General features: G+C 74.0%; 24 protein-coding genes. 15 read left to right on the top strand and 9 right to left on the bottom strand.

What is annotated here, in order from left to right; translation table 11 throughout:
• Positions 1-32 precede the first annotated feature (32 nt).
• The 3 genes from OG774_RS14430 to OG774_RS14420 are packed head-to-tail and all read right to left on the bottom strand — an operon-like array spanning position 33 to position 2,679.
• Positions 33-869 (bottom strand): class I SAM-dependent methyltransferase, encoded by an 837-nt coding sequence (locus OG774_RS14430; protein ID WP_328310546.1) that lies wholly within the window; start codon positions 867-869, stop codon positions 33-35.
• Positions 866-1,885, bottom strand: coding sequence for a sigma-70 family RNA polymerase sigma factor (locus OG774_RS14425; RefSeq protein ID WP_328310544.1), 1,020 nt, complete (start codon positions 1,883-1,885; stop codon positions 866-868). Before OG774_RS14425 ends, OG774_RS14430 begins: the two co-directional genes overlap by 4 nt.
• A complete protein-coding gene (locus OG774_RS14420) occupies positions 1,882-2,679 on the bottom strand; it encodes a MerR family transcriptional regulator (protein WP_328310542.1) in 798 nt (265 codons plus the stop codon). The genes OG774_RS14425 and OG774_RS14420 overlap by 4 nt, the downstream gene beginning before the upstream one ends.
• Positions 2,680-2,848: 169 nt before the next feature.
• Here OG774_RS14420 and OG774_RS14415 point away from each other — a divergent pair, with 169 nt between their 5' ends.
• Positions 2,849-3,970, top strand: coding sequence for a ferredoxin reductase (locus tag OG774_RS14415; protein WP_328310539.1), 1,122 nt, complete (start codon positions 2,849-2,851; stop codon positions 3,968-3,970).
• 50 nt (positions 3,971-4,020) lie between these two features.
• On the top strand, positions 4,021-5,247 hold the full coding sequence (locus OG774_RS14410) for a fatty acid desaturase family protein (protein WP_328310537.1): 1,227 nt from the start codon (positions 4,021-4,023) through the stop codon (positions 5,245-5,247).
• A gap of 1 nt (position 5,248) precedes the next feature.
• On the opposite strand, the gene OG774_RS14405 is transcribed toward OG774_RS14410, so the two are convergent.
• Complete coding sequence (locus OG774_RS14405; RefSeq protein ID WP_328310535.1) at positions 5,249-6,604, bottom strand: MSMEG_0569 family flavin-dependent oxidoreductase; 1,356 nt, start codon at positions 6,602-6,604, stop codon at positions 5,249-5,251.
• Positions 6,605-6,943: 339 nt separating this feature from the next.
• On the opposite strand from OG774_RS14405, the gene OG774_RS14400 reads away from it, so the two are divergent.
• The 3 genes from OG774_RS14400 to OG774_RS14390 all read left to right on the top strand — a co-directional run bounded on the left by OG774_RS14400 (position 6,944) and on the right by OG774_RS14390 (position 9,893).
• Entirely contained in the window at positions 6,944-7,990 is a 1,047-nt protein-coding gene (locus OG774_RS14400; RefSeq protein WP_328310532.1) for a DUF222 domain-containing protein, read from the top strand.
• Between the two features lie 7 nt (positions 7,991-7,997).
• Positions 7,998-8,585: an HNH endonuclease signature motif containing protein gene (locus OG774_RS14395; RefSeq protein WP_328310529.1), complete on the top strand. Its 588-nt coding sequence runs from the start codon at positions 7,998-8,000 to the stop codon at positions 8,583-8,585.
• A gap of 123 nt (positions 8,586-8,708) precedes the next feature.
• Entirely contained in the window at positions 8,709-9,893 is a 1,185-nt protein-coding gene (locus tag OG774_RS14390; protein WP_328310527.1) for an FAD-dependent monooxygenase, read from the top strand.
• 57 nt (positions 9,894-9,950) lie between these two features.
• Here the strand turns inward: OG774_RS14390 and OG774_RS14385 are convergent, their stop codons facing one another.
• Positions 9,951-11,381 carry an amidohydrolase family protein gene (locus OG774_RS14385; protein ID WP_328310525.1) on the bottom strand — a complete coding sequence of 477 codons (1,431 nt, stop codon included), beginning with the start codon at positions 11,379-11,381 and terminating at the stop codon, positions 9,951-9,953.
• A 194-nt stretch (positions 11,382-11,575) separates the two neighbouring features.
• Between OG774_RS14385 and OG774_RS14380 the strand changes: the two genes are divergently transcribed.
• Entirely contained in the window at positions 11,576-12,382 is an 807-nt protein-coding gene (locus OG774_RS14380; RefSeq protein WP_328310523.1) for an IclR family transcriptional regulator domain-containing protein, read from the top strand.
• Positions 12,383-12,387: 5 nt separating this feature from the next.
• Here OG774_RS14380 and OG774_RS14375 read toward each other — a convergent pair whose 3' ends face one another.
• The gene (locus OG774_RS14375) at positions 12,388-13,581 is read right to left on the bottom strand and encodes an acyl-CoA dehydrogenase family protein (RefSeq protein ID WP_328310520.1); all 1,194 of its coding nucleotides are present in this window, start codon (positions 13,579-13,581) and stop codon (positions 12,388-12,390) included.
• Positions 13,578-14,558: a ring-cleaving dioxygenase gene (locus OG774_RS14370; protein ID WP_328310518.1), complete on the bottom strand. Its 981-nt coding sequence runs from the start codon at positions 14,556-14,558 to the stop codon at positions 13,578-13,580. The genes OG774_RS14375 and OG774_RS14370 overlap by 4 nt, the downstream gene beginning before the upstream one ends.
• Before the next feature lie 105 nt (positions 14,559-14,663).
• Between OG774_RS14370 and OG774_RS14365 the strand changes: the two genes are divergently transcribed.
• From OG774_RS14365 to OG774_RS14340, 6 genes are all read left to right on the top strand, one after another.
• On the top strand, positions 14,664-15,620 hold the full coding sequence (locus OG774_RS14365) for a helix-turn-helix domain-containing protein (protein WP_328310516.1): 957 nt from the start codon (positions 14,664-14,666) through the stop codon (positions 15,618-15,620).
• Entirely contained in the window at positions 15,617-16,303 is a 687-nt protein-coding gene (locus OG774_RS14360; protein WP_328310514.1) for an alpha/beta hydrolase, read from the top strand. Before OG774_RS14365 ends, OG774_RS14360 begins: the two co-directional genes overlap by 4 nt.
• Before the next feature lie 70 nt (positions 16,304-16,373).
• The gene (locus tag OG774_RS14355) at positions 16,374-17,555 is read left to right on the top strand and encodes a CaiB/BaiF CoA transferase family protein (RefSeq protein ID WP_328310512.1); all 1,182 of its coding nucleotides are present in this window, start codon (positions 16,374-16,376) and stop codon (positions 17,553-17,555) included.
• A complete protein-coding gene (locus OG774_RS14350) occupies positions 17,552-18,394 on the top strand; it encodes a citryl-CoA lyase (protein WP_328310510.1) in 843 nt (280 codons plus the stop codon). The genes OG774_RS14355 and OG774_RS14350 overlap by 4 nt, the downstream gene beginning before the upstream one ends.
• A 16-nt stretch (positions 18,395-18,410) precedes the next feature.
• On the top strand, positions 18,411-19,292 hold the full coding sequence (locus tag OG774_RS14345) for a dioxygenase family protein (protein WP_328310508.1): 882 nt from the start codon (positions 18,411-18,413) through the stop codon (positions 19,290-19,292).
• A 23-nt stretch (positions 19,293-19,315) separates the two neighbouring features.
• A complete protein-coding gene (locus tag OG774_RS14340) occupies positions 19,316-20,350 on the top strand; it encodes a 5-methyltetrahydropteroyltriglutamate--homocysteine methyltransferase (RefSeq protein WP_328310506.1) in 1,035 nt (344 codons plus the stop codon).
• Positions 20,351-20,414: 64 nt separating this feature from the next.
• Here OG774_RS14340 and OG774_RS14335 read toward each other — a convergent pair whose 3' ends face one another.
• Complete coding sequence (locus tag OG774_RS14335) at positions 20,415-20,690, bottom strand: hypothetical protein (RefSeq protein ID WP_328310504.1); 276 nt, start codon at positions 20,688-20,690, stop codon at positions 20,415-20,417.
• A 128-nt stretch (positions 20,691-20,818) separates the two neighbouring features.
• Between OG774_RS14335 and OG774_RS14330 the strand changes: the two genes are divergently transcribed.
• From OG774_RS14330 to OG774_RS14320, 3 genes are all read left to right on the top strand, one after another.
• Positions 20,819-21,328: a hypothetical protein gene (locus OG774_RS14330; RefSeq protein WP_328310502.1), complete on the top strand. Its 510-nt coding sequence runs from the start codon at positions 20,819-20,821 to the stop codon at positions 21,326-21,328.
• A 1-nt stretch (position 21,329) separates the two neighbouring features.
• Positions 21,330-21,680 carry a hypothetical protein gene (locus OG774_RS14325; RefSeq protein ID WP_328310500.1) on the top strand — a complete coding sequence of 117 codons (351 nt, stop codon included), beginning with the start codon at positions 21,330-21,332 and terminating at the stop codon, positions 21,678-21,680.
• Positions 21,681-21,986: 306 nt separating this feature from the next.
• Positions 21,987-22,301, top strand: coding sequence for a hypothetical protein (locus OG774_RS14320; RefSeq protein ID WP_328310498.1), 315 nt, complete (start codon positions 21,987-21,989; stop codon positions 22,299-22,301).
• A 2-nt stretch (positions 22,302-22,303) separates the two neighbouring features.
• Here OG774_RS14320 and OG774_RS14315 read toward each other — a convergent pair whose 3' ends face one another.
• A complete protein-coding gene (locus OG774_RS14315) occupies positions 22,304-24,262 on the bottom strand; it encodes an acyl-CoA thioesterase/bile acid-CoA:amino acid N-acyltransferase family protein (protein WP_328310496.1) in 1,959 nt (652 codons plus the stop codon).
• Between the last annotated feature and the right edge of the window lie 89 nt (positions 24,263-24,351).

The following is a 24,351-nucleotide window of genomic DNA, read 5'->3' as shown; positions in this document are numbered from 1 at the left end:
GCTGACGTCGGACGTCAGGAAAGCCCCCACGATCACGGTCGTCGGGCGCGCACGATCCAGGTCGCCGCGTCGTACCGGACGCCTCCGGCGTGGTGGTGGGCGACGAGGTCCGCGCGCAGGGCGGCGAGGGCGTCGACGCGGGCCGCCGGGTCGAGGTCGGCGAGCAGCCCCGCCTGCTGGCCCGCCACGTAGCCCAGCGCATCGTCGGGGTCGGCGCCGAACACCATGGGCGCGCGGTGGGCCATGAACTCGACGTCGGCGAACCCGGCCTCCCGGAGCACCGCGTCCACGCGGGCGGGCACCGACAGCGACAACGGGCTCGGACCCTGCGCCGGCGGGAACGCCACCTCGCGCCCGGCGGCGAGGATCGTCAGGAACGAGCGCAGCCACTCCTGGTGCTCGAGGCCCTGCCAGGTGAGCAGCACCATCCGGCCGCCCGGGCGCAGGGCGCGGGCGAGGTTCGCGAACGCCGCCACGGGATCCGCGAAGAACATCGCACCGTGCCGGCTGACGACGACGTCGGTGCCGCCGGCGGGGAAGGGGTGCACCTGGGCGTCGGCGCGCTCGAAGGTGACGGTGCCGAGCCCGGCGGCCGCGGCCCGCTGCCGGGCGATCGCGAGCAGGCGCGTCGAGAGGTCGACGCCGGTGACGTGCCCGGGCGCCGCCGCCCGTGCCGCGTCGAGCGACGTGCGACCCGCGCCGCACCCCACGTCGAGCACCGTCTCGCCCGCGGCGACCGCCGCGGCCCCGAGGAACGGCGGGTGGTGCGCGGCCACGGCGGCGTCGAAGCGGTCGGCGTGCTCCGCCCAGAACGCGCCGGTCCCCCCGTCCCACGCCTCGGCCTGGGCAGCGTTGCCCGGGTCGGTCACGGCAGGGAGTCGGGCAGCCCGAAGCGCGCGTGGTGCTCGGCGCCGATGAACGAGGTGACCTCGGCGATGCGGTCGCCGCGCAGGGTCAGGACGTCGATCGACCAGGGCGTGTGCGGTGCGTCCGCGGGCTCGTCGGGCGCGCGCCGGTACGAGGCGACGGCGGGCTGGCCGTTGGCGGTGACCTCGAGGTGGCGCCACGAGCCGCAGTCGCCGCCGAGCGGCACGGCGCGCGCGAACGCCGTGACCGGCCCGATGCCCGCGTACCAGTGCGCCATGGGCGGCATCGACCAGGTGACGTCCTCCGTGAGCAGGGCGACGAGCGCCTCGGCGTCGCCGCGCTCCAGCGCCGAGGAGTAGCCGTGGACGACCTCGCGCAGACGGTCGTCGTCGATCTCGCGCAGCGTGCGCTGCTGGCTCGCCGCCGGCACCTTCTCGGCGACCAGCTTGCGGGCCCGCTGCAGCGCCGAGTTCACCGACGCCGTCGACGTGTCCATCGTCGTGGCGATCTCGGCGGCCGAGAAGCCGAGCACCTCGAACAGCACGAGCGCCGCCCGCTGGTTGCCCGGCAGGTGCTGCAGGGCCGCGACGAACGCCAGCTCCACCGACTCGCGCTCCTCGGCGCGGGCGCCCGGCTCGTCGGGGTACGGGCCCAGCCAGGCGACCTCGGTGACCGGGACGTCGCCGGTGGTGACGCGGTCGCTCGCGGGTCCGAGGTCGACGGGCAGTGCGCGCCGGCCCCGGGCGTCGACGAGATCGAGGCACGTGCGGGTGGCCACCGTGTACAGCCAGGTCCGCAGCGAGCTCCGACCCTCGAACGTGCCGAGCTTGCGCCAGGCGCGCACCAGCGCGTCCTGCAGCGCGTCGTCGGCGTCGTGAGCCGAGCCGAGCATCCGGTAGCAGTGCGCGTGCAGCTCGCGGCGCAGCGGCGACACCAGGCGACCGAAGGCGTCGTCGTCGCCGGCCCGGGCCAGGGCGAGGTCGTCCGTCAGATCGGGACTGACCGTGGTCTCGCTCACCTGTCCGATTCTGCCGCAGACGGGCTGCCCTCGGGGGCGGATCCGGCCGCGCCCGCGGAGCCGGACTCGAACGCGTCGGAGACCTCGTCGAGGAAGCCCGAGATGGCCCGCGGCATCTCCTCGCGGAACGCCGCGAGCAGGGCCTGCGCGGCCACGGGCTGCAGGGCACCGACGACGTCGAGGACCTGCCCGTGGCGCTCGTGGGGGAGGCCGTCGCGGACGTGGTCGGCCCACACCGTGCGCCGGAACAGGTCGATGAAGCTCGCCGTCACCGCGCCGACGTGCGTCGTCAGCTCCGCGTGCAGGTCGACGAGGGCGCTCAGGGGCATCCCGAGGCGGACGGCCTCGGCCCCGGACCGCACGAGCCCCGGGTTGGGGACGCGCACGCGCCCGTCGTCGAGGGTCTGCACGAGGTGCGCGTCCACCAGCGAGCCCCGGGTCTCCTCGTCCACCGCCACCCCGAGCCAGCCCGGCAGGTCCGCGAGCGGCATCTCCAGCGGAGGCTCCGGGGCCCAGGGCGCGAGCATGTGCAGGTACTGGGCGAGCGCCTCCTCCGCGGACTGCCGCGGGGTCGCCGTGACGAGGCGCTCGATCGCGGCGAGCGCGAACCCCTGCTCCTGCAGCTGGGCGATGAGGTCGAGGCGCGCGAGGTGCTCGGGCCCGTAGTACCCGGTGCGTCCCTGCAGGTGGGGAGGCGGCAGCAGTCCCCGGGCGGCGTGCGCGCGGACGTTGCGCACGGTCATGCCGGCCCGCCGAGCGAGCACGGTGACCGTCATCCCGGGCCCGCTGTCCACGACCACCACGCTAACGATGGGTCGGCGTGACATCCCGGGGCGACATATGACACGTGATCGTGTTTCATGTCGCCGTCGAGTGGTCATCCGTGTCCGAAGGACAACCTGTACGTGTAACCCCTAGTTCCCGGTACCGAGGGTTCCATGTAGCGTGGCGGAGGTGAGCGACGTGAGCGATGGACAGACCGCCGGCCGACTCCCTCGCGGAGTGCGGCGCCTCCGCAAGGTGGCGTCCCGCTTCACCACCCCGCTGCTCCCCGACGACTACCTCTCGTCGCTGGTCAACCCGCTCTGGTCGGCCCGCGAGCTGCGCGGCAAGGTCATCAAGGTCGTGCCCGAGACCGAGGACGCGGTCACCCTCGTCATCAAGCCCGGCTGGGGCTGGTCGTTCGACCACCAGCCCGGCCAGTACGTGGGCATCGCGGTCCAGGTGGACGGGCGCTTCCACTGGCGGTCCTACTCGCTGACCTCGCCGCCCAAGCGCGACGAGGGTCACCTGTCGGTGACGGTCAAGGCGATGCCCGAGGGCTTCATGTCCCAGCACCTCGTCGGCGGGCTCGAGCCGGGCACCATCGTGCGACTCGCGCCACCGAGCGGGGAGTTCGTCCTTCCCGACCCGCCGCCCAAGAAGATCCTGTTCCTCACCGGGGGCAGCGGCGTCACCCCGATCATCGCGATGCTCCGCACCCTCGACCGCCGCGGCACGATGCCCGACGTCCTCGTCGCGCACTCGGCGCCGGACGAGGAGAGCCTGCTCTTCTCCGACGAGCTCGATCAGCTGTCCGAGAAGCACAAGGACCTGCGGGTGCACAAGCAGTTCACCCGCACCGACGGTCACCTCGACCTCGACAACCTCTCCGACCTCTGCCCCGACTGGCAGGAGCGCCAGGCCTGGGTGTGCGGGCCGAACGCGCTGCTCGACGACGCCGAGCGCGTGTGGTCCGACGCCGGCCTCGACGAGCAGCTGCACCTCGAGCGCTTCTCGGTCGACCTCGCCGGTGGCGAGGCCGAGGGCGGCACCGTGTCGTTCAAGCAGTCCGACGTCGAGGTCGAGATCGACGGCGCCACCACGCTGCTCGAGGCCGGCGAGCAGGCCGGCCTGCAGCTCCCGTTCGGATGCCGCATGGGCATCTGCCACACCTGCGTCGTCCCGCTGCGCCAGGGCGTCGTCCGCGACCTGCGCGACGGCACCGAGCACCGTGCCGACGGCACGGGCGGCGCCGACTGGGACGCCGTCAAGGTCCAGACCTGCATCGGCGCCGCCGCCGGCGACGTCGTCCTCGACATCTGACCGTTTCCGCCCGACCAGGTCCAATCGTCCCCGCCGGAGAGGAACCGACCATGGCCATCGCCGACGTCAAGGAGTTCGCCCACCTCAGTGAGGCGGACGTGGAGGCCCTCGGCCGCGAGTTCGACCAGATCCGCGCCGACTTCGAGGAGAAGCGCGGTGACGAGGACGCGGCCTACATCCGGCGCCTCATCACCATCCAGCGCCGGCTCAACGTGGCCGGGCGCGCGATGCTCTTCGGCAGCCACCGCCGCGAGCTGTGGTGGGCCGGGGCGCTGACGCTGTCCGTGGCCAAGATCCTCGAGAACATGGAGATCGGCCACAACGTCATGCACGGCCAGTTCGACTGGATGAACGATCCGGAGGTCCACTCGGCCACGTGGGAGTGGGACAACGTCTGCCCGGCCGACCAGTGGAAGCACTCCCACAACTACCTGCACCACACCTATACGAACGTGATCGGCAAGGACAAGGACGTCGGGTACGAGATCCTCCGCGTCCGGTCCGACCAGCCGTGGCACCCGTACTACCTGACGCAGCCCGTGGTGAACACGCTGCTGATGCTGGCGTTCGAGTACGGCGTCTCCCTGCACGACCTCGACATCGACGGTCTCGTGAAGCTGCAGGTCGAGGACCCGGAGGAGTTCAAGCGCAAGCTGGAGGGCGTCGCCCGCAAGCAGGCGCGCCAGATCGGCAAGGACTACGTCCTGTTCCCCGCCCTGGCCGGCAAGAACTTCGTCCCGACGGCGACGGCGAACTTCACGGCGAACATCATCCGCAACATCTGGTCCTACGCGATCATCTTCTGCGGGCACTTCCCCGACGGCGCCGAGGTCTTCACCGAGGAGGAGCTGGAGAACGAGACGCAGGGCGAGTGGTACCTGCGCCAGCTGCTCGGCTCGGCGAACTTCACGGGCAATCGGCTCATGCACATCATGTCGGGCAGCCTCGGCTACCAGATCGAGCACCACCTGTACCCGGACCTGCCGTGCAACCGCTACCCGGAGATCCAGGAGCGCGTCCTCGCACTGTGCGAGAAGTACGACCTGCCCTACACCACCGGGTCGTTCCCGCGGCAGTTCTGGCAGGCCACGCGCTCGATCTGGCGGCTCTCGCTGCCCGCGAAGAAGATGCGCGAGGCGCAGGAGCGTCGTCAGTCGAAGGGCCTGCCGCGCAACTGGGGTGCCGTCAACTCGACGGGCTCGGACTCCCCGGCCACGCCGCAGACCCCGCCGGCCCCGGCGAGCACCCCGGGGCACCCGGGGCCGAACCAGGCCTGAGTCACGAGCCCAGCGCGAGGACGTTGCAGACGTCACCGCGGGGCCCGGTGCTCGTCAGGCCGCGCTGGGAGCGGATGCGCTCGGCGAGGTACTCGGCGTCACGCCCGACGCCCGAGAACCGGCCCGAGCCCCAGGTCCACTGCCACGGCAGGCCCAGGAAGTAGAGCCCGGGGGAGCTGGTGACGCCGCGGGTGTGGGTCGGCGCGCCGCGACCGGTGAAGACCGGCACGTCGACCCACCGGAAGTCCTGGCGGAAGCCGATGCACCAGACGACCGAGGTGATGTCGGTGTCGGCCAGCGCCAGCTCGGTCGTCTCGGCCCCGGGGCGCCACACCGGCGTGTAGCGCTCCTCGGCCGGGACGTCGAGCTGCTCCCGCGCGATGTACTCGTCGATCGTGTCCTTGATCGACTCGGAGACCTCGTCGGCGTGGTCCAGCCGCTCGCTGAGGTCCGGGTCGAAGTGCAGCGCCCCGTCGCGGTGGTCGGTCATGAGGCCGTAGAGCCTCATGCCGTCCCTCGCGTGGGCCCGCAGGTCGATGTCGCGCCCGCCGTCGCGCCCGGTGACGTAGTGGTTGGCCTGGGCGCGGACGGCCTCGCGGCGCGGGTGCTCGGTGACGGGCATGTCGTAGTAGCCCATCTCCGCGAGCCAGTCGGTGACGTCGCGGCCGCGGTAGAAGCGCGCGACCCGCGGCGCGTCGCCGACGACGAGGTGCACCGTGCGGCCCTCGAGGTGCAGGTCCTCCGCGATCTGCGCACCGGACTGGCCGCTGCCGACCACCAGCACCTCGCCGGGCGGCAGCTGCGCGCCGGACTTGTAGTCCTGCGACTGTACCTGGGTGATCCCGGCCGGCAGCGGCTGGGACATCGGCGGGGTGATCGGCGTGTGGTAGCCGCCGGTGGCCACGACGACCTGGTCCGCGGAGAGCTCGCCCGCGGTCGTCGTCACCCGGTAGGTGCCGCGATCGTCGCGGGCGAGCCGGGTGACCTCGACGCCCTCGACCACCGGCGGCTCGATGAACGCGCGGTACGCCTCGAGGTAGTCGACGATCTGGTCGCGGACCATGAACCCGTGCGGGTCCTCCCCGGCGTAGGGGAAGTCGGGCAGCTGGCACTGCCAGTTGGGCGTGACCAGGCAGAACGTGTCCCACCGGTAGGTCCTCCACGAGTGCGCCACCACGGCGCGCTCCAGCACCACGTGGTCGACCCCCCGCCGCTGCAGGCACCGGCTCATCGACAGCCCGGCCTGCCCGCCACCCACGACCACCACCGGCCAGTGCCCTCCGCCCAGGTCCTCGGGGCCGGTCGGGCGGTGCCGCGAGAACCGGTTCTCCGGGGCCGTGTCGGTGGACAGCGCCATGATCACTCCTGCGTCACGTGAGAGCGGGATCGGGGTCGACGTCGACCGGTGATCCCCACGATGCGCACGGCCTGTTGCCTGGTGGTTGCCGCCGGACTGCCGCGGCGTTGCCGCGTGTAACGGCGGGTGCAGGGCTGCTGGAGCGGGTGCCGGAGGGCCATCCCTTCCGCGTCCTGAGACGGCGACGGCAACTGCTGCAGGTTGCCCCACACCACCAATGTGACTGGTATCATCGAACACATGTTCGACAGTGGCTATGCGGCGGTGGCGGAGGAGCCACCCCCATCGGTCGTGCCGCTGTAATCGTCGTGGGTTCCGGGTCCTGAGCTCGCAGCGGCGTTGGCCGGATCGGAGGCCGTCGACCTCGTGGACGACGAGGGCCACGACGCCGCCGAACGTCTCGCCGGCTGGGAGGCCCTCGCGAACTGGGCGACCGGTCACCTCTACCGCGAGACCGGCGAGTACCTCCACGCCCGCCAGGGTCGTGTCCGAGGTGCCGGGCAGGCCGAGCTAGTGTCCGAGGCCGTGGCGATGGAGGTCGCCACGCTCGCCCGGGTCGCGCCGCGCACCGGGGAGATCCGCATTTGCCAGGCGGAGACCCTGATCGACCAGCTCCCCCGCACCCTCGACGCGCTCGAGGCCGGGCAGATCTCGATGTCCCACGTGCGCGTCGTGATCGAGCAGACCGAGCTGTGCGACCCGGGGACGGCGCGTGCCGTGGACGCCGAGCTGTGGTCCCGGCCGGCCCGTGACCGGACGCCGACCCAGCTGCGCGACCTGGTGCGTCGCATCGTCACCCGGCTCGATCCCGACCAGTTGCGCCGCCGGCCCGAGCAGGCGCGGAAGGACCGCGATCTGCGGTACTGGTCGGACGACCACGGCGCCACCGGCGTCCTGCAGCTGCGCCTGCCCGCCGACGAGGCACGCGGGGTCTACGCGGTGATCGACGGCTTCGCCCGCCGCGCCGGCGACGGACCCGACGGCGAGAAGCGAACTCTCGCGCAGAAGCGCGCCGACACCACCCGCGACCTCGTCCTCGACGGCGCCACCGCACGCCAGAGTGACTGCACGGGCGACTGCGCCTGTGGCGCCGAGGGGGCGGGGGAAGACGGCGTCGGCGGCGACCTGCCGAACGAGGCGGCTGGCGAGACGACGGACGCAGCGACTGACGTGCCGACGGACGCGGCGACTGAGGTGCCGACCGACGAGGCGACCGACGGGGCGACCGACGGGGCGACGGACGAGACGACCGCGAGCTGCGACGGCGACCCGGTGGCCAGCCCTCCCGACCCCGACCCCGGACCTCGCGCAGGGAGCACCAGCGCGATCCGGTGCGGGGCATGGGGGTGGGTGCTCGGACACCGATGCGCGCCGAGGTCCGGGTGACCATCGGGTGGGAGTGCTGGCCGGGTTCTCCGACCGGCCCGCGGAGCTCGAGGGCCACGGCCCGATCCCGGCCGAGATGGGTCGCAGGCTGGCGGGCGACCCGGACTCCTGGTGGCGGCGGCTCCTCACCGACCCCGTCACCGGAACGGCCTCCCATCTCGACGCCCGGCGCTACCGACCACCCGGGTCGATGCAGGAGTTCGTGCGCGCCCGGGACATGACCTGCGCGGCACCCGGCTGCCGGGTGCCGGCGGCCCGCTGCGACCTCGACCACGTCGTGCCGTACGAGCACGGTCGTCCGGGCGGCGGCGCCGGGCCGACACGCGCCGACAAGCTGAAGCCGGAGTGCCGGCGGCACCACCGGCCCAAGACGTTGTCCGACTGGACGGCCGAGCTCGGTCCCGATCCCGAGGGCGGCGGCGAGGCGGTGATCATCTGGACCTCGCCGTCCGGGCACCGCTGGTGGGTGCGGCCGCCCGAGCTCGACCTGCCCTCCTGGGAACGCGCGACGGACGACTGGCCCCGGGACGTCGACTCCTGGCGACGGCGCGAGGCCGACCCGCGGGCCGTCGGCTCCTGGCCGCGCGCGGGCTGACGGACGCCGTGGTCACCCGGACCCGTCGGAGAAGGTGCGGCGAGCCGCCCCGGTGATCGCCGGACCTCCCGCTCCCCGGGAGTCGTGCTGCGCCGGGGCGGCGGTGGCAGCGAAGGTGGCCGAGTGCGTACGGACGTGGTCGTCGTCGGCGCCGGCCCCGCGGGGCTGGTGCTCGCCTGGCTCCTGCAGCGGGCGGGGGTGGCGACGACGGTCGTCGAGTCCCAGCCGCAGGCCGAGCTGGGCCTCCTCCCGAAGGCCGGCATCGTCGAGTACCGGACGGTGCAGATGCTCACCGCGGAGGGCCTCGGCGACACCGTCCTGCCGTTCGCGGCCGAGAACCGGCGCTGCGAGTTCCGCACCGCCGACGAGTCGGTCGTCGTCGACTACGCCGAGATCACCGGCGGCCGCCCGCACTACGTCTTCCCGCAGCACGAGCTGGTCGCGCGGGTCGCCGCCTCCTTCCTCGACGAGGGCGGCTCGATCCTCTTCGAGCACCGGGTCACGGCCGTCGAGCAGGACGACGAAGGCACGCGGCTGTCGGTGACCGGGCCGGAGGGGCCGCGGGAGATCCACGCCGACACCGTCGTCGGGTGCGACGGCGCGGGCAGCGCGGTGGCGCGCTCGCTGCGGGGGCACCTGAGCGTCCACGACCGCCACCACCCCATGCGCTTCCTCGTGATCAGCGCCGCGATGCCGCCCCTGGTCGACCACACGATCTACGCCGCCCACCCTCGGGGCTACGCCGCGCACATGCGCCGGCTGCCCGACGTCACCCGGCTCTACCTCGAGGTGCCGGCCGGCGACACCGCCGCCGACTGGCCCGCCCCGCGCCTGCGCGAGGAGCTGGGCCGGCGCCTCGGCGCGGACCTCGGCGACGTCGACCTGCCCGAGGTCGACGTCCTCGACCTGCGGGTCCGGGTGACGACGCCGATGCAGCACGGGCGGGTGTTCCTCGTCGGCGACGCCGCGCACCTGATCACCCCGGCCGGCGGCAAGGGCATGAACCTCGCGCTGGGCGACGCCGTCGAGCTCGCCCACGGGCTGATCGAGCAGTACGGCCCGCAGCGCGACGGCGCCCGGGCCGCGCGCTACAGCGACACCCGCCTGCCCGTGATCTGGCGGACCGAGGCGTTCTCCGACTGGTTCCTGCGCGTCATCACCGCCCCGCCCGGCGCCGGGGACGACCGCGACGGCTTCGGGCTCGGCCTGCGCGAGGGCTGGGTGTCGACGCTGCAGCACGACCCGCTGCTGCGGCGCTGGTTCGCCCACGCCTACGCGGGCGTCGACCCGGAGAGGGACCCGGAATGACACGACGGCCCCCGCCCCGGGTCCCGGGACGGAGGCCGCCGCGCGCGCCCGAGGGGTTCAGGCGCCGTGCGTCGCCGCGGAGCGGTAGTCGGTGTACTGGTACGGGTTGTCGAGGATCTTCGTCTCGGGGATGTCGGGGTTCATGCCCTGGCGCCACTCGTCCTCGCCGAGCTCGCCGCGCAGGTGATCGACGGTCTCCTCCACCGCGCGTCGTGCCGCGGCCAGGTCGACGCCGACGAGGCGGTGGTCGCGCTTGACGACGCGGCCGTCGACGAGCACGACCTCGACGTCGCCGCGCTGGGCCTGGAAGGCGACGTGCCCGTGCGGGTGCAGGATCGGGAAGCTCACCGGCGAGTGCTCGTTGCGGATCAGTGCGAGGTCGGCCTTCTTGCCCACCTCGACGCTGCCGAGGTCGGCCTCGCGCCCGAGGGCCCGGGCGCCGCCGCGGGTGGCCATGTCGACCACGTGCTCGGCGCGCAGCGCGGCGTGGGTGACGGTCTCCCCCCGGGCGTGGGCCTCGAGGTGCTCGCGGGAGCGGTCGGCGCCGAGGGTCGTGCGCATCGCGGTGAACAGGTCGCCCGACCACCACACCGAGGTGTCCATCGACAGGGACACCGGGATGTCGTGGCTGCGCAGCGCCCAGGTGGGCGGGTAGCCCTGGCCGGCGCTCTGCTCGCTCTCGGTGGACACCGACACCGAGCCGCCGGTGGCCGCGATCCGGTGGTACGAATCGGCCGACAGCGTGGCGGCGTGGACGTAGATCGTCTCCGGCGCCATGAAGCCGTGCTCGTACATCAGCCGGATGCCGTCGTCGTTGGTCGCGCCCCAGACGCCGGCGTGGGTGGTCACCGGGAGGCCGAGGTCGCGGGCGACCTCGAACGCCGGCTTCTCCGGGAACGACGGGTCGCCGGTGACGTCGAACGCGAGCTGGAAGCCCTCGACGTCGCCGCGGCGCCGGTCGAGGAAGTCGCGGAGCTCGGACGTCCCGGTCCAGTTCGCGGGCGCGTCCTGGATGTTGCCGTAGGCGAGCAGGAAGCGGCCGGGCACGGCGGCGAGGGCGTCGACGGCGGCGTCGGCGTGCTGGGTGGACTGCAGCCCGTGCGACCAGTCGACGCAGGTGGTGACGCCGGCGTCGATCGCCTCGATGGCGGCGACCAGGTTGCCCGCGTGCACGTCCTGGGGGCGGAACTTGCGCCCGTGCTCGAGGTAGTACCAGACGAAGTACTGCGTGAGCGTCCAGTCGGCGCCGTAGCCGCGCATGGCCGTCTGCCACATGTGCCGGTGGGTGTCGACCATGCCCGGCATGACGATGCCGCCGCGCGCGTCGATCTCCTCGGTGCCCGCCGGCACCTCGAGGTCGACCCCGACGCCGGCGATGCGGTCGTCGACGACGAGCACGTCGTGACCCTCGAGCACGGTGTGTCCGGTGTCGACGGTGAGCACGGTGCCGCCGCGCAGGACGACGGGGCGCCGCTCGGGCTGGCTCATGGACGGGGCTCCTCGCCACTCGCGGACGGATGTCCGGCAGACGGTCAGATGATGTGGGTCACTGTCGTCCAGCGATGGTCCAGCTGTCAACGACCTGACGCGCGCGACCCGGTGACCGGAAACCGCGGGTCCTGTCCGCCAGGCGGACGTGCGGTTACGCTCCCGCCACCCGGACCTCGAGGAGGGTGGTGCCCGTGCCACGGGACGGAGCGGGCCCGGACTTCATCGAGGCCCTCGCGCGCGGCCTGGACGTGATCACCGCGTTCAAGGCCGGGCGCCCGGTGATGACGCTCGCCGAGGTGGCGACCGCGACCGGGCTCGCGCGCCCCACGGCGCGGCGCATCCTGCTCACCCTCGCCGAGCTGGGGTACGTCCGCGCCGGCGAGCGCGGCTTCACCCTGACGCCCCGGGTGCTCGACCTCGGCGTGGCCTACGTCGACGCGCTGGGCCTGTGGGACGTCGCGCGCCCGCACCTCGAGCGCCTGGTGGAGCGCACCGGGGAGTCCTGCTCGGTCGCGCAGCTCGACGGCTCCGACATCGTCTACGTCGCGCGCGTGGCCGTCCCCAAGATCGTGTCGCTGACCGTGCAGATCGGCACGCGCTTCCCCGCGCTGCCGACGTCGCTGGGCAAGGTGCAGCTCGCGGCCCTGGCGCCCGACGAGCTCGAGCGCGTCCTCGCCGAGCCCACCCGCTCGGGCCTGGTCGCGCGCTGGCGTCCCGACGGCGAGGAGCGCGACGCCGCGCTGCGCGAGGTGCGCGCCCGCGGCTGGGCGCTCACCGACGAGCAGCTGGCGCCGGGCATCCGCTCGGTGGCCGCACCCCTGCGCGACGGCGAGGGCCGCGTGATCGCCGGGGTCAATGTCAACTGCCACGCCGCCGAGACCCCGGTGGCCCACCTCCTCGAGCACCACCTGCCCCTGCTGCTGCAGGCCGCGGGCGACATCTCGGCGGACTTCGCGAGCCGGGAGAGGCTGCCGCGGGTCACCGCTCCGGCGTCCTGAGGCTCTCAGTCCGGGTCCACCAGGTCGAGGAACACCCACGTCGCGCCGGGCGCCAGCCCCGCCAGACGGCGCCCGCACCCGTGCCGGACCGCCGGCCCGGACGTGACGTGCTGGGTGCCGCCGTGCAGGTCGCGGAAGACGCGGTTGAGGTCCCCGTGGCGCAGCGCGGTGGTGCCCGCCCACTGGTAGACGGTCCGCCCGACGTCCTGGGCCGCGGTGGTCGCCGTGTGCAGGGCGAGCCGCAGGAGCGTCTCCTGGTCGGCGCTGAGGTCCTCGCCGCGATCGAGGGTGGCCTCGACGTCGGCCCACACCTCCATGTTCCAGGCGCGGGCCGAGCGCAGCGTCGCCTCGGCGCGGGCGTAGTCGGCGTGGAACTCGGCGGTGTCGACCCCGGCGTTCCGTGTCCCGGTCTTCGACGCCGCGACCGCCTGCATCTCGTCGAGCAGGCGCCGCCCGACGCCGAGGGCCCAGCCGACGTGCTGGAGGCTCGCGAAGTTCGCGAGGCCCAGCCGGAACACCGCCCCGCCGAGCAGCGGCTCGGTGGTGGTCGCGACGTAGGTGTACTCGGCGGGGACGAAGACGTCCTCGCAGTGGTAGTCGACGCTGCCGGTGGCCCGCAGCCCCATGACGTCCCACTCGTCGACGATCGTCACCTGCTCCTTGGGCAGGGTGAAGACCCGCACCTCCCCGGTGTCCACCAGCGCCGCGGTGTGGATGTGCGTGGCGTGGTGCAGCCCCGAGGCGAACGACCACGAGCCGGACAGCAGGAACCCGCCGTCGACGGCACGCGCCCGGCCCGGCCGCGTGCCCTGGCCGGCGGCGAGGGTGCGGTCGCCGTGCGCGGCGACGAGGTCGGCGAAGGGCTCGCGCCCGAGGTAGGCCGCCGTGGTGCCGATGGCCATCTGCAGCGTCATGACCACCCAGCCGGTGGACGCGTCGGCCCGCGCGAGGGCCTCGATCGCCGTGATGACCTGACGCGGCGCGAGCTCCATCCCGTCGAGCTCGCGCGGCATGCTCATCGTGTAGAGGCCGCTCGCGTGCAGGGCCTCCTCCACCTCCGGGGTGAGGCGGAAGCCCTCCTCGTTCTCCGCGGCCTCGGCGCGCAGGAGCGGGTCGAGCTCGTCGATCCGCGCCATGACGTCGTCGAACCGGTCGCTGACGTGCAGGCGTGTCGTGGGCCGAACCATCTGGTCGGTCATGACTCCTCCTCGTCCGGCTGCACCGGCGTCTCGATCGGCTCGAGCTTCGAGAAGATCTCCTCGCGGCGGTCCTCGAACTGCTCGGGGAGCTGGAAGCGCGTCCCGAGCTCGTGCGGGGACTCGTCGCAGGTCCAGCCGCCCTCGGCGTGGGTGACGGCGAGCTCGAACAGGGCTCCGGACGGCGTGCGCACGTAGACCGACTTGAAGTACTTGCGGTCCTTGAGCTCGGAGATGTCGGTGTAGCCGTTGCCCTCGATGTCGAACTTGAGCGCGTCCTGGTTCTCGAGGGTCTCGAGGTTCCAGGCGACGTGGTGGAAGGTGCCCGCGCCGTAGCGCCAGGTGCCCTGCTCCTCGCCGTTGTCGGCGATGAGCTCGACGTGGTTGCCGACGGGGTCCTGCCCGACCTGGTAGGCGGCGCGGTCGCCGTCCTCGACGAGCTTGCCCTGCGAGTGGAAGACCTCGTCGGAGAACTCGATCATCCGCTCGGGCGTGGCGACGTGGATGCCGACGCCGTGGATGCCGTGGATCGCGTACTCCGGCGGGACGCCCTGCCCGGGATGGCCGACGCGGGCGTCCGCGTCGGCGGGGACGAGGGCGTACTCGATGCCGCAGGGGTGGCGGAACTCCAGGCGCCGCCGGTCGAACACCTCGGTGCTCGTGGCGTCGACGCCGTGCTCGGCGAGGCGGCTCGCCCAGAAGTCCAGGGAGTCCGCCGGCACCGCCAGGAGCACCTCGCGCGCCTGGTTCGTGCCGCGGCGCCCGACGAGCCCGGCCTGGCGCCACGGGAAGGTCGTCAGGACCGCCGACGGGTCGCCGGCCGCGTTCGAGTAGTACAGGTGGTAGATCGGCAGCGAGCCGTCGAACAGCACCGTGCGCTTGATGAACCGCATGCCCAGGGTGCCGACGTGGAAGTCGACGTCCTCCTGTGCGCCGGACACCGACAACGTCGTGTGGTGCGAACCGCGGATGTGGGACACCGGGCCTCCTCGTGGCAGGGGTGTCCGCTGACGCTAGATGTGGCCCGCGTCTCGTGGCTCTCGCTACAGTGCACGGACATCTCCACCCGGTGCAGGGACGACGGTATGGACGACGAGGTCCGGGACGTCGACGCCTGGCGGGGTGCCGTCACCGGGGCCCTGCTGCCGTTCCACGTCGAGTGCACGGCCCCCGAGCGCTTCCGCGGCAGCATCCGCCGCCGCCGGCTGGGCGACACCTCGCTCATCGCGATGACGTCGCGCCCCCACCGCGCGGTCCGCGCGGCCGAGCACATCGACGACGGGCCGGCCGACTACCTGCTCTCCCTGCAGCTCGCGGGTACCGCACGGTTCCGGCAGGACGACCGGACCGCCCGCGTGGGGCCCGGCGACATGGTCTTCTACGACTCCGGCCGTCCCGTGGAGATCGTCAGCGGGGAGGGCTACCGCAGCCTGTGCTTCCGCTTCCCCACCGACGGCCTCGGGGCGCACCGCGGCGCCGGGGAGCTGACGGCCACGACGCTGGACGCCGCCCACGGCCTCGCCCCCGCCGTCGCGGGCCTGCTCACCGGGCTGCACGAGGGCCTGGAGGGGGCGGCAGGCGACGAGGCCGGTTCCGCGGCGCTGCTCGCCGGCGCCCGGCACGCCACCGAGCTCGCCCGCGCCCTGTTCGACGACGAGCTCGCGCGCCGGGGACTGCTCGCGACCCCCGACCCGCACGCGGAGCTCCGCGCCCGGATCGACCGCCACATCGACGCCCACCTCGCCGACCCGACGCTCTCGCCGCGGGCCGTCGCGGCCGCGGTGTTCGTCTCCCCCCGCCACCTGCACGCCCTGTTCGCCGAGGACGGACGCACCGTCGCGGGCACCATCCGTGAGCGCCGCCTGGACCGGTGCCTGGCCGACCTCGCCGACCCGGGCCAGGGCCCCACGCCGGTGTCGGCGATCGCGTCGCGCTGGGGGTTCGCCAACGCGACGCGGTTCGGGCAGCTGGTCAAGGCCGCGACCGGGCGCACGCCGGTGGCCTACCGTCGGGCGATGTCGAGCGGGACGTCCGGCACGTGAGCACCCCCGACACCGCCCTCGCGGCGCCGGGGATCGAGGTCCACGGGGCACCGGTGGGCAAGGGATCCCTCGCGGTGGTGCTGCTGCACGGCCGCGACCAGGACCCCGGCTGGATGCACGACCACGTGCTGACCCGCCTCGCCCCGCGGCTCGCGGGCGTGACCGTCACGTGGGTGCTCCCGGCCGCCCCCGGCCGGTCCTGGTACGCCGGGCGTGTCCACGACCCGGAGACCGGGACCCTCGCCGAGCGCGACCGCGCCGCCGACGTCGTCGACGGGCTCGCCGACGCCCTGGTCGCCCGCGGCGTCGACGCCGGGTCGCTGGTGCTCGCCGGGTTCTCGCAGGGCGCGTGCCTCGTCGCCGACCACCTGCTGCGCAGGCCCCGTCGCTGGGCGGGTGCGGTGATCTGGACCGGCGCCGCGTTCGGTCCGCCCGGCACCGACCGGTCGCTGCCCCCGTCGGCGCCGGACCCCGTGCCCCTGCGCGGTCTCCCGGTGCTGGTCACCAACGGCGACGCCGACGCGTGGGTGCCGCTCGCGGACACCGAGGAGACGGTCGCCGAGCTGCGTGCCCGCGGGGCCGACGCCGAGCTGCGCGTCCAGCCCGGACGGGACCACGAGGTGGCCGACGACGAGGTGGACGCGGCAGTGACCCTGCTGACCCGGCTCGCCCGGCGGCCTTGACGATCTCGCCGACCGCGAGCAGGCTCCGCGTCGACGGACAGGTGTCCGGCTGTCGGACGGAGGCGTGAGGATGGCGTCGGAGGACCACTCCGAGGGGACCGGCGGCGGGCCGCTGGCCGGGCTGGTGGTGGCCGACTTCTCGCGGGTGCTGGCCGGGCCCTACGCGACGATGCTGCTGGCGGACCTGGGTGCCGAGGTGATCAAGGTCGAGTCGCCGCAGGGCGACGAGACGCGGACCTGGATGCCGCCGAAGCGCGACGAGACGTCGACCTACTACCTCGGGATCAACCGGGGGAAGCGCTCGATCGCGCTCGACCTGCGCGACGCCGAGGACGTCGCGGTGGGCAAGGAGCTCGCCCGCCGCGCCGACGTCCTCATCGAGAACCTGCGCCCGGGCGGGATGGCCAAGTACGGGCTGGACTACGAGTCCGCCGCGGCCGACAACCCGGGGCTGGTCTACGCCTCGATCTCGGGCTTCGGGTCCACCGGCGGCGGGCACGTGCCGGGCTACGACCTCATGGTCCAGGCGGTGTCCGGGCTGATGAGCCTCACCGGCGCCCCCGACGGCCCGCCCTTCCGCGCCGGCATCTCGATCTTCGACGTGATGGCGGGCAAGGACGCGCTCATCGGCATCCTGGCCGCGCTGCGCCACCGCGACGCGACGGGGAAGGGCCAGCACGTCGAGGTCAGCCTGCTCGGCTCGGCGATGTCGGGGATGGTCAACCAGAGCTCGGCGTACGCCGCGGGCGGCGTCGTCCCCACGCGGATGGGCAACGCCCACCCCAGCGTCGTGCCCTACGAGCCGCTGCCGACCGCCGACAACGACCTCATCGTGGCCGCCGCCAACGACGGTCTGTTCCGCAAGCTGGTCGCCGTGATCGGGCTGCCCGAGCTGGCCGACGACCCGCGGTTCCTGCGCAACGCCGACCGCACCGAGCACCGCGAGGAGCTGCGCCCGATCCTGATCGAGGCGCTCTCGGCGAAGGGCGCGGAGGAGTGGTTCGACCTCCTCGTCGACGCCGGGGTGCCGTGCGGGCCGATCAACTCCGTGGCCGGCGGCTTCGCCATCGCCGAGCGCTTCGGGCTCGACCCGATCGTCAGCGTCGGGGAGGGGGAGCGCGCGGTGCCCACCACCCGCAACCCCATCCGCTTCTCCGGCACGCCGGCGGTCTACGAGCTGCCGCCGCCGGAGCTCGACGAGCACGGCGCGGAGCTGCGCCGCTGGCTGACGACACCGGAGGGGCAGGCATGACCGAGGACCCCACCGGCCCATACCCCACGGCGCTGTATCCGACTGCTCTGGGCGCGGCCTCGAAGGACGAGATCACGCTGCTCGGCCACGACCTCGCCCGCGACGTCATGGGCGAGGTGTCGTTCGGCGAGCTCGCGTTCTGGCTCGCGGCCCAGCGCCGTCCCACGCCGGGGGAGACCCGGGTGTTCGAGGCGGTGCTCGCGGCGCTCGCCGACCACGGCTACACGCCCACCGCGATCATCAGCAGGCTCGCCCTCCTGTCCGCCCCCGACTCCGTGCAGGGCGCGCTGGCCGCCGGCCTGCTGGCGGGGGGCTCGCGGTTCCTCGGCGTCACCGAGGACTGCGGACGGTTCCTGCACGCGGTGCTGGTCGAGAACACGGTCCCGACGGACGACGCCGGCTGGGACGCCCTGGCCCTGGAGACCGTGACGGCGCAGCGCGAGGCCGGCAAGTTCGTCCCCGGCCTGGGTCACCATGTCCACAAGGACGGCGACCCGCGCACCCCGCGGCTGATGGCGATCGCGACCGAGGAGGGCCTGTTCGGCCCGCACCTGGCGCTGTTCGCCGCGATCGGGCGGGTGCACCCGCAGGTGCTCGGCAAGACCCTGCCGCTCAACGGCGCGGGGGTGTGCGGGGCGGCGCTGGCCGACCTCGGCCTGCCGCTCGAGCTCCTGCGCGCATTCGCCCTGCTCGCCCGCACCGCGGGGCTCATCGGCCAGCTCGCCGAGGAGCTGCGCCACCCCGTCGCGAACGACATCTTCCTGTCGGTGGACCGCAACAACCGCCCGACGGATCCTGACCCCTACCGGCCGACCCCTGTTGGCCACGCCGACCTCTAGCCACCAGGAGGGCGCGATGTCGCACCCGGTCACCACTCCGACGGCCGTCACCGAGGACACGATCACCGACCTCGCCGCGGCCCGCTGGGGCACGGCGCACGACCCGCGCACGGCGGAGCTGATGAGCGCGCTCGTCCGCCACCTCCACGCGTTCGCGCGCGAGACCCGGCTGACCGAGGCGGAGTGGATGGCGGCGGTGCGCTGGCTCACCGAGGTCGGGCAGATCAGCGACGACAAGCGCGAGGAGTTCATCCTCACCTCCGACGTCCTGGGCCTGTCGATGCTGGTCGTGCAGCAGAACCACCGCCTCGCCGAGGGCGCGACGCCCGCCACCGTGCTCGGCCCGTTCCACATCGAAGGCTCACCGGAGCTGGGCCACGGCGCGGACATGTCCGAGGGCCTGCCCGGCACCCCGCTCTACGTGCACGGCACGGTGCGCTCGCTCGACGGCGCGCCGATCCCCGGCGCGGTGCTCGACGTCTGGCAGGCGGACTCCGACGGCGCCTACGAGTCGCAGCTCGACGTCGACGAGGCCCGCCTGCGCGGGAAGTACACCGCCCGCGAGGACGGCACGTACTGCGTGCGCACGATCGCCCCGCTCGGGTACGCGATCCCCATGGACGGGCCGGTCGGCTCCCTCATCTCGAAGACCGACATCAGCCACTACCGGCCCGCCCACGTGCACTTCCTGCTCAACGTGCCCGGCTTCGAGCCACTGATCACGCACCTCTTCCGCGAGGGGGCGCAGTACCTCGACAGCGACGTCGTCTTCGGCGTCAAGCGCGAGCTGGTCGTGACCTTCACCGAGCGCGAGCCGGGCCCGACGCCCGACGGCGGACGCAGCGACGTCCCGTGGTGCGAGGCCACGTACGACTTCGTGCTGCAGCCGGCCGCCTGACCGACACCCCCGAGGAGCCACCCGTGCCGACCCTGCCCCTGCTGCCGACGTCGTTGGTCGGCAGCTACGCCCAGCCCGACTGGCTCATCGACCGCGCCAAGCTCGCGGGGCGCTTCCCGCCGCGGGTGCGGGCCAAGGAGCTGTGGCGGGTGGCCCCCGAGTTCCTCGCGCAGGCCCAGGACGACGCCACGCTCCTGGCGATCAAGGCCCAGGAGGACGCCGGGCTGGACGTCCTCACCGACGGCGAGATCCGTCGCGAGAGCTACTCGAACCACTTCGCGACGGCGCTCGACGGCGTGGACGTCGACAACCCGGGCAGCGCGCTGGACCGCAGCGGGCACCCGAACCCGGTCCCGCGCATCACCGGTCCGATCGGGCGGCCGACGCCGATCCAGGTCGACGACCTGCGCTTCCTGCGCGCGGCGACCGACCACACGATCAAGATGACCGTGCCCGGCCCGTTCACGATGTCCCAGCAGGCCCAGGACGACCACTACGGCGACCCGGAGGCCGCGGCGATGGCGTACGCGGCGGTGGTGAACGCCGAGGTCCGTGACCTCTTCGCCGCCGGGGCGGACGTCGTGCAGATCGACGAGCCGTACATGCAGGCACGCCCCGAGGCCGCGCGGGCCTACGGGTTGTCGGCGCTGAACGCCGCGCTCGACGGCGTCACCGGGACCACGGCGGTGCACATCTGCTTCGGCTACGCCGCGATCATCCACGAGCGGCCCGAGGGGTACTCGTTCCTGCCCGAGCTCGCGGGCAGCCCGGTCCAGCAGATCTCCATCGAGACCGCGCAGTCCGGGCTCGACCTCGGGGTGCTGCGCGACCTCACCGACAAGACGATCATCCTCGGGGTGCTCGACCTGTCCGACCCGGCGGTCGAGTCGGCCGAGACCGTCGCCGGCCGCGCCCGTCGCGCCCTCGAGCTGCTCCCGCCGGAGCAGATCGTCCTCGCCACCGACTGCGGGCTGAAGTACCTGCCGCGCGACGCGGCCGAGGGCAAGATGCGCGCGCTCGCCGGCGGGGCGGCGCTGCTGCGCGCGGAGCTCGGGTAGACGGTCAGGGCGTCGCCCTCCGGGTCATCGGGTCACCGGGTCATCGAGTCACCGGGCCATCGAGTCACCGGGTCATCGAATCAGCGAGGTCGCGGATCGTCCGGTTGCTGCGGTCGGCCGCGAGGACGTGGCCGCCCGCGATGACCAGGGCGATCGGCCACTCGAGGAGGCCGAGGGCCGTGAGCCCGGCGATCCCGCCGACGTAGGCGAGCTCGGGACGCGACATCTCGATCGAGCCCACCAGCGGCAGCCAGAGGGTGACGCCGTCGGGGCCGCTCTCGCGGACCTGCGCGGGGTCGGGAGCCGTCGGCTCGCGGGTCGCGAGCGGTGCTGTGGTCATCCTGCAGCGTGCCCGTCCTGCCATCCCCCTACGCCGCGATCCTGGCCGGATCGGGGGATCGACCGCTCGGTCCAGTGGGTACCACCGCTCGTCAGCGCCCTTGGCGTCGTTCGAGCAGGAGGAAGCCCATGGCCGACCCCAGCGAGTCCACGAAGGCGACCCGCGCGGGTCAGCGCATCGCCGGCGCCGCCAAGCAGGCCGCCGGAGCGATCACCGACAACCAGGACCTGCGCGCCGAGGGTGAGCTCCAGCAGGAGAAGGCGGACGCGGCGAAGGAGGCCCGGCGCGCCGACGAGTTCGCCGCGCAGAAGCGCGAGGAGGCCGAGGCCACCGCCCGCGAGGAGGAGCTCCGGGTCGAGCGCGAGCGCCTGGCGGCCGAGGACGCCGCCGCCGCGCGGGAGGAGCGCGCCGAGCAGGACCGGCAGGCCGAGCAGCAGCAGGCCGCCCGGGACACCGCGGTGCGCCGGCAGGCGACCGAGCAGGTCGCGCAGGCCCGCGAGCAGGACCTGCGGCGCGACGAGGTGGACGCGGTGCACGAGCGCGCCGCCGCCGAGGGGCGCGCGCAGGACGAGGAAGTGCGAGCCGAGCGGGCCCGTCGCGACGCGGCCGCGCTCGAGGACGTCGAGGAGGAGTCCTGAGATGACCAATCCGGTGGCCGCGGTGCCGCGGACGATCGTGTCGCTGGGCTTCGGCGCAGCGCGCGTGCCGGTCGACCTGCTCGCGCAGGTGACCGGGAACGGCAACAACCGCGAGTGGGGTCCGACGCTCGCCCTCGACAGCGTCGAGGCGACGGTGCGGGGGCTGCTGGGCTTGCTGCTCGGGGACCCGGAGCTGGCCGCGCAGGGCCACGTGACGGAGGCCCGGGTGCAGCAGCGCACCGAGGCCGCGGAGCGGGACCGGGCGGCGGACGCGCGACGCGAGGTCGCCGACGACCGTCTGCAGCGCCGGCGCGAGGAGGACCAGCAGGCGCGCGAGCAGGTCCGGGACTAGGCGCAGGAGCAGAAGCAGCAGCTGGAGGAGGAGCGCCGGCAGCGCGCGCAGCAGGCCGAGGAGCGCGAGGAGAAGCGCAAGGAGCAGGCCCGGCGCGACGAGCAGAAGGCGCAGGAGCGCGCCGACGAGCACGCGCAGGAGGCCCACCGCACGCGGGTGGCCGAGGAGTCCGAGGCCGTCGCCGCCGAGCGCGAGGCGGCGCAGCGCAAGGCCGAGGCCCTCGAGCTGGCCGAGGCCACCGACGAGGCGCGCCGACGGCGCTGACGCGCGTGGGGGTCGTCCCCGGTCGGTCGGGTATCCCGCCCCGTGACCGACCGGGACGACCTCCTGCGCCGCTACCGCGAGCTCGTCGACCACGACCTGCCCGCGGCCGGGTCGCGCGAGCGCTGGACCCTGCGCCACGACCACTGCTTCGGCCGCGTGCTGCTCGACGACGCCGTGGGTGCGTGCTGGTACGACGTCCTCGGCCGTGGTCGCGGCGCCGCGTACCGCCGTCTCGACGACCACCGTCTCGCGCATGCGGTGGCGCAGGGGGAACGGATGCTCGTCGAGGGCGACGCTCTGGTGCGCGCGCTCGACGCCCGCTCGCTCGCCTGGCGGGGCAAGCCCGCGAAACGCTGATGTCAGGCGCGCGCCGCGGCGCCGGTGTACTGGACGAGGAACGCGGTCACCAGGTCCGTCGACTCCTTCTGCGCGGCCGCCAGCCCGGGCCGCGTCCCGCCGAACGCGATGCCCCCGGTCCACGGGGCCTCGGTGGGCAGCAGCGCGCACCGGATCAGGTGCCCGGCGCCGGGGAAGGCGTGGTGCTGGTCGTCGACGCGGGCGCGGCGCGCCAGCAGGGTCCGCGCCATCGGGCCGGACGGCCAGAGCGCGTCGTCGTCGCCGGTGAGGACGAGCAGGGGACAGGGGACGTCCTCGGCCGTGATCGCCGCCTCGGGCCGGTCACCCGTGCCCCGCGCGAGGCCCGCCTCGTAGGCCGGGCGCAGTCGCAGGAGGGTCGGCCGGTGGGCCGCGGCATCGCGGCGGACGCCGATCGCGTTGCGCACGAGCTGCGTCATCAGCACCCCGCTCGGGAGGGGCTGCCACGGCAGCGGGGCACCGCGCAGCGTCCAGGACGGGGTGCCGGGCACCTCGCCACCGCCCCCGATCGCCTGCCACGTGACGCTGCTCGGGCTGATCAGCACCAGCGCGGTCGGGTGGACGAGCCCCGCGACCGAGGCGGCGAGGATCCCCTCCGAGCCGCGCGAGATCGCCGTCGCGCCCACCCGCGCCGGATCGACCGCGGCGTGGCCTGCGAGGAGGTCGACGGCCTCCGCGAACCGCTCCAGCGGCACCTCCTGGACCGACCTCGCGGCGTCCTCCTCGGTGATCCACGAGGCCGCGAGCGCCACCAGGCCGCGCGAGGCCAGCGCCGACGCGAGCCCGAGCTGGGAATCGGACCCGCCCTCGGAGCCGCCGAAGCACGCGACCGCGGCCAGCCGGTCGCCCGCGGCCGCGTCGGCGGGCAGCGCGAGGTGGGCGACGCGGCCACCGAGGTGCACGGTCTCGATCCGCACGCCGGGACCGGCCGAGTGCCGCCGGACGGTGCGCGTCTCGGAGCGCCCGCCCGAGCGGGCCCGCACCGTGACCTGCCACGGCTCGGCGGGCGGGAGGAACATCGACGGCGTGGGGTCGGCCCCGTCGGGTGCGCCGACGCAGCGCATCGCCCAGATCGGGGCGTCGCCGTCGGGGGCGTCCCAGTCGCCGCCGGTGGGGGTGGCCCGGTCCGCGTCCACGACACCGTCGGCCCCGGCGGGGAGCGTCGCGCGCGATCGCCAGATGCGGCCGACGAGGTCGGTGCCCTCGACCTCGAGCTCGACGGGTCCGTCGGCGCCGCGCACGACGAGGTCGAACGGCTCGTCGTGGCGCCGATCGGCGGCGAGGTCGATCTCCAGTCCGTCGGACGCGTCCGGCGGTGGGGCGCCCTGGGCCACGGGCGCCGGGCCGCCGGCGGAACGGGCGTCGACCTCCGTCGACCGCGACGCGAACCACGGCGGGAACGCCCCCGAGATCGTGCCGCCCAGCCCGAGCAGCACGAACGGCGCCACCCAGTAGCAGAGGATCGACAGGGTGTCGGTCGAGTCCAGCATGGTGGCCGACCCGTCGACGACCGGGGGGATCGCCGAGAGCAGCGTCATCACCGCGAACAGCCCGGCCCACAGCCAGGTCATCGCCGTGGTGATCGCGCGGAAGCCGTCGGTGCGGGCCGTGACGGCGTCGACGGTCGGCGTCGCGTAGTCCAGGACGAACGGGCGCCCGACGGCGAGGCCTACGAGCACGACGGCCAGCAGCCCGGCGTTGCCCAGCGGCTGCAGCCACCGCTCGAGCACGTCGTCCGGCACCACGAACGCGAGGACCGCGAGGACGACGAAGACCACGAGCGTGCCGGTGTCGAGCGTCCGGCCGGGGAGGCGTCGGAGCCGCCCCACCAGCAGCGCCAGCCCGGAGACGGGCACCGCGACCAGCACCGCGAGCTGGAAGGGGACGTTGCCGACGAGGACCCAGTAGACGATCCAGGGCAGGAAGCCGACGACGAAGGCCATGCCCGGATGATCCTGGGCCGCGCCGCTCACGGCCGAGGATCGCCGGCTCCCGTCGCCCGATCGGACCAGTCGCCGCCGGACCTGGGCGC

Origin of the sequence: Actinomycetospora sp. NBC_00405, from assembly GCF_036044095.1 — a bacterium.
GTDB classification, from domain to species: domain Bacteria; phylum Actinomycetota; class Actinomycetes; order Mycobacteriales; family Pseudonocardiaceae; genus Actinomycetospora; species Actinomycetospora callitridis.
The sequence above is the reverse complement of the archived record's forward strand: the minus strand, read 5'-3'. Positions and strand labels throughout refer to the sequence as shown.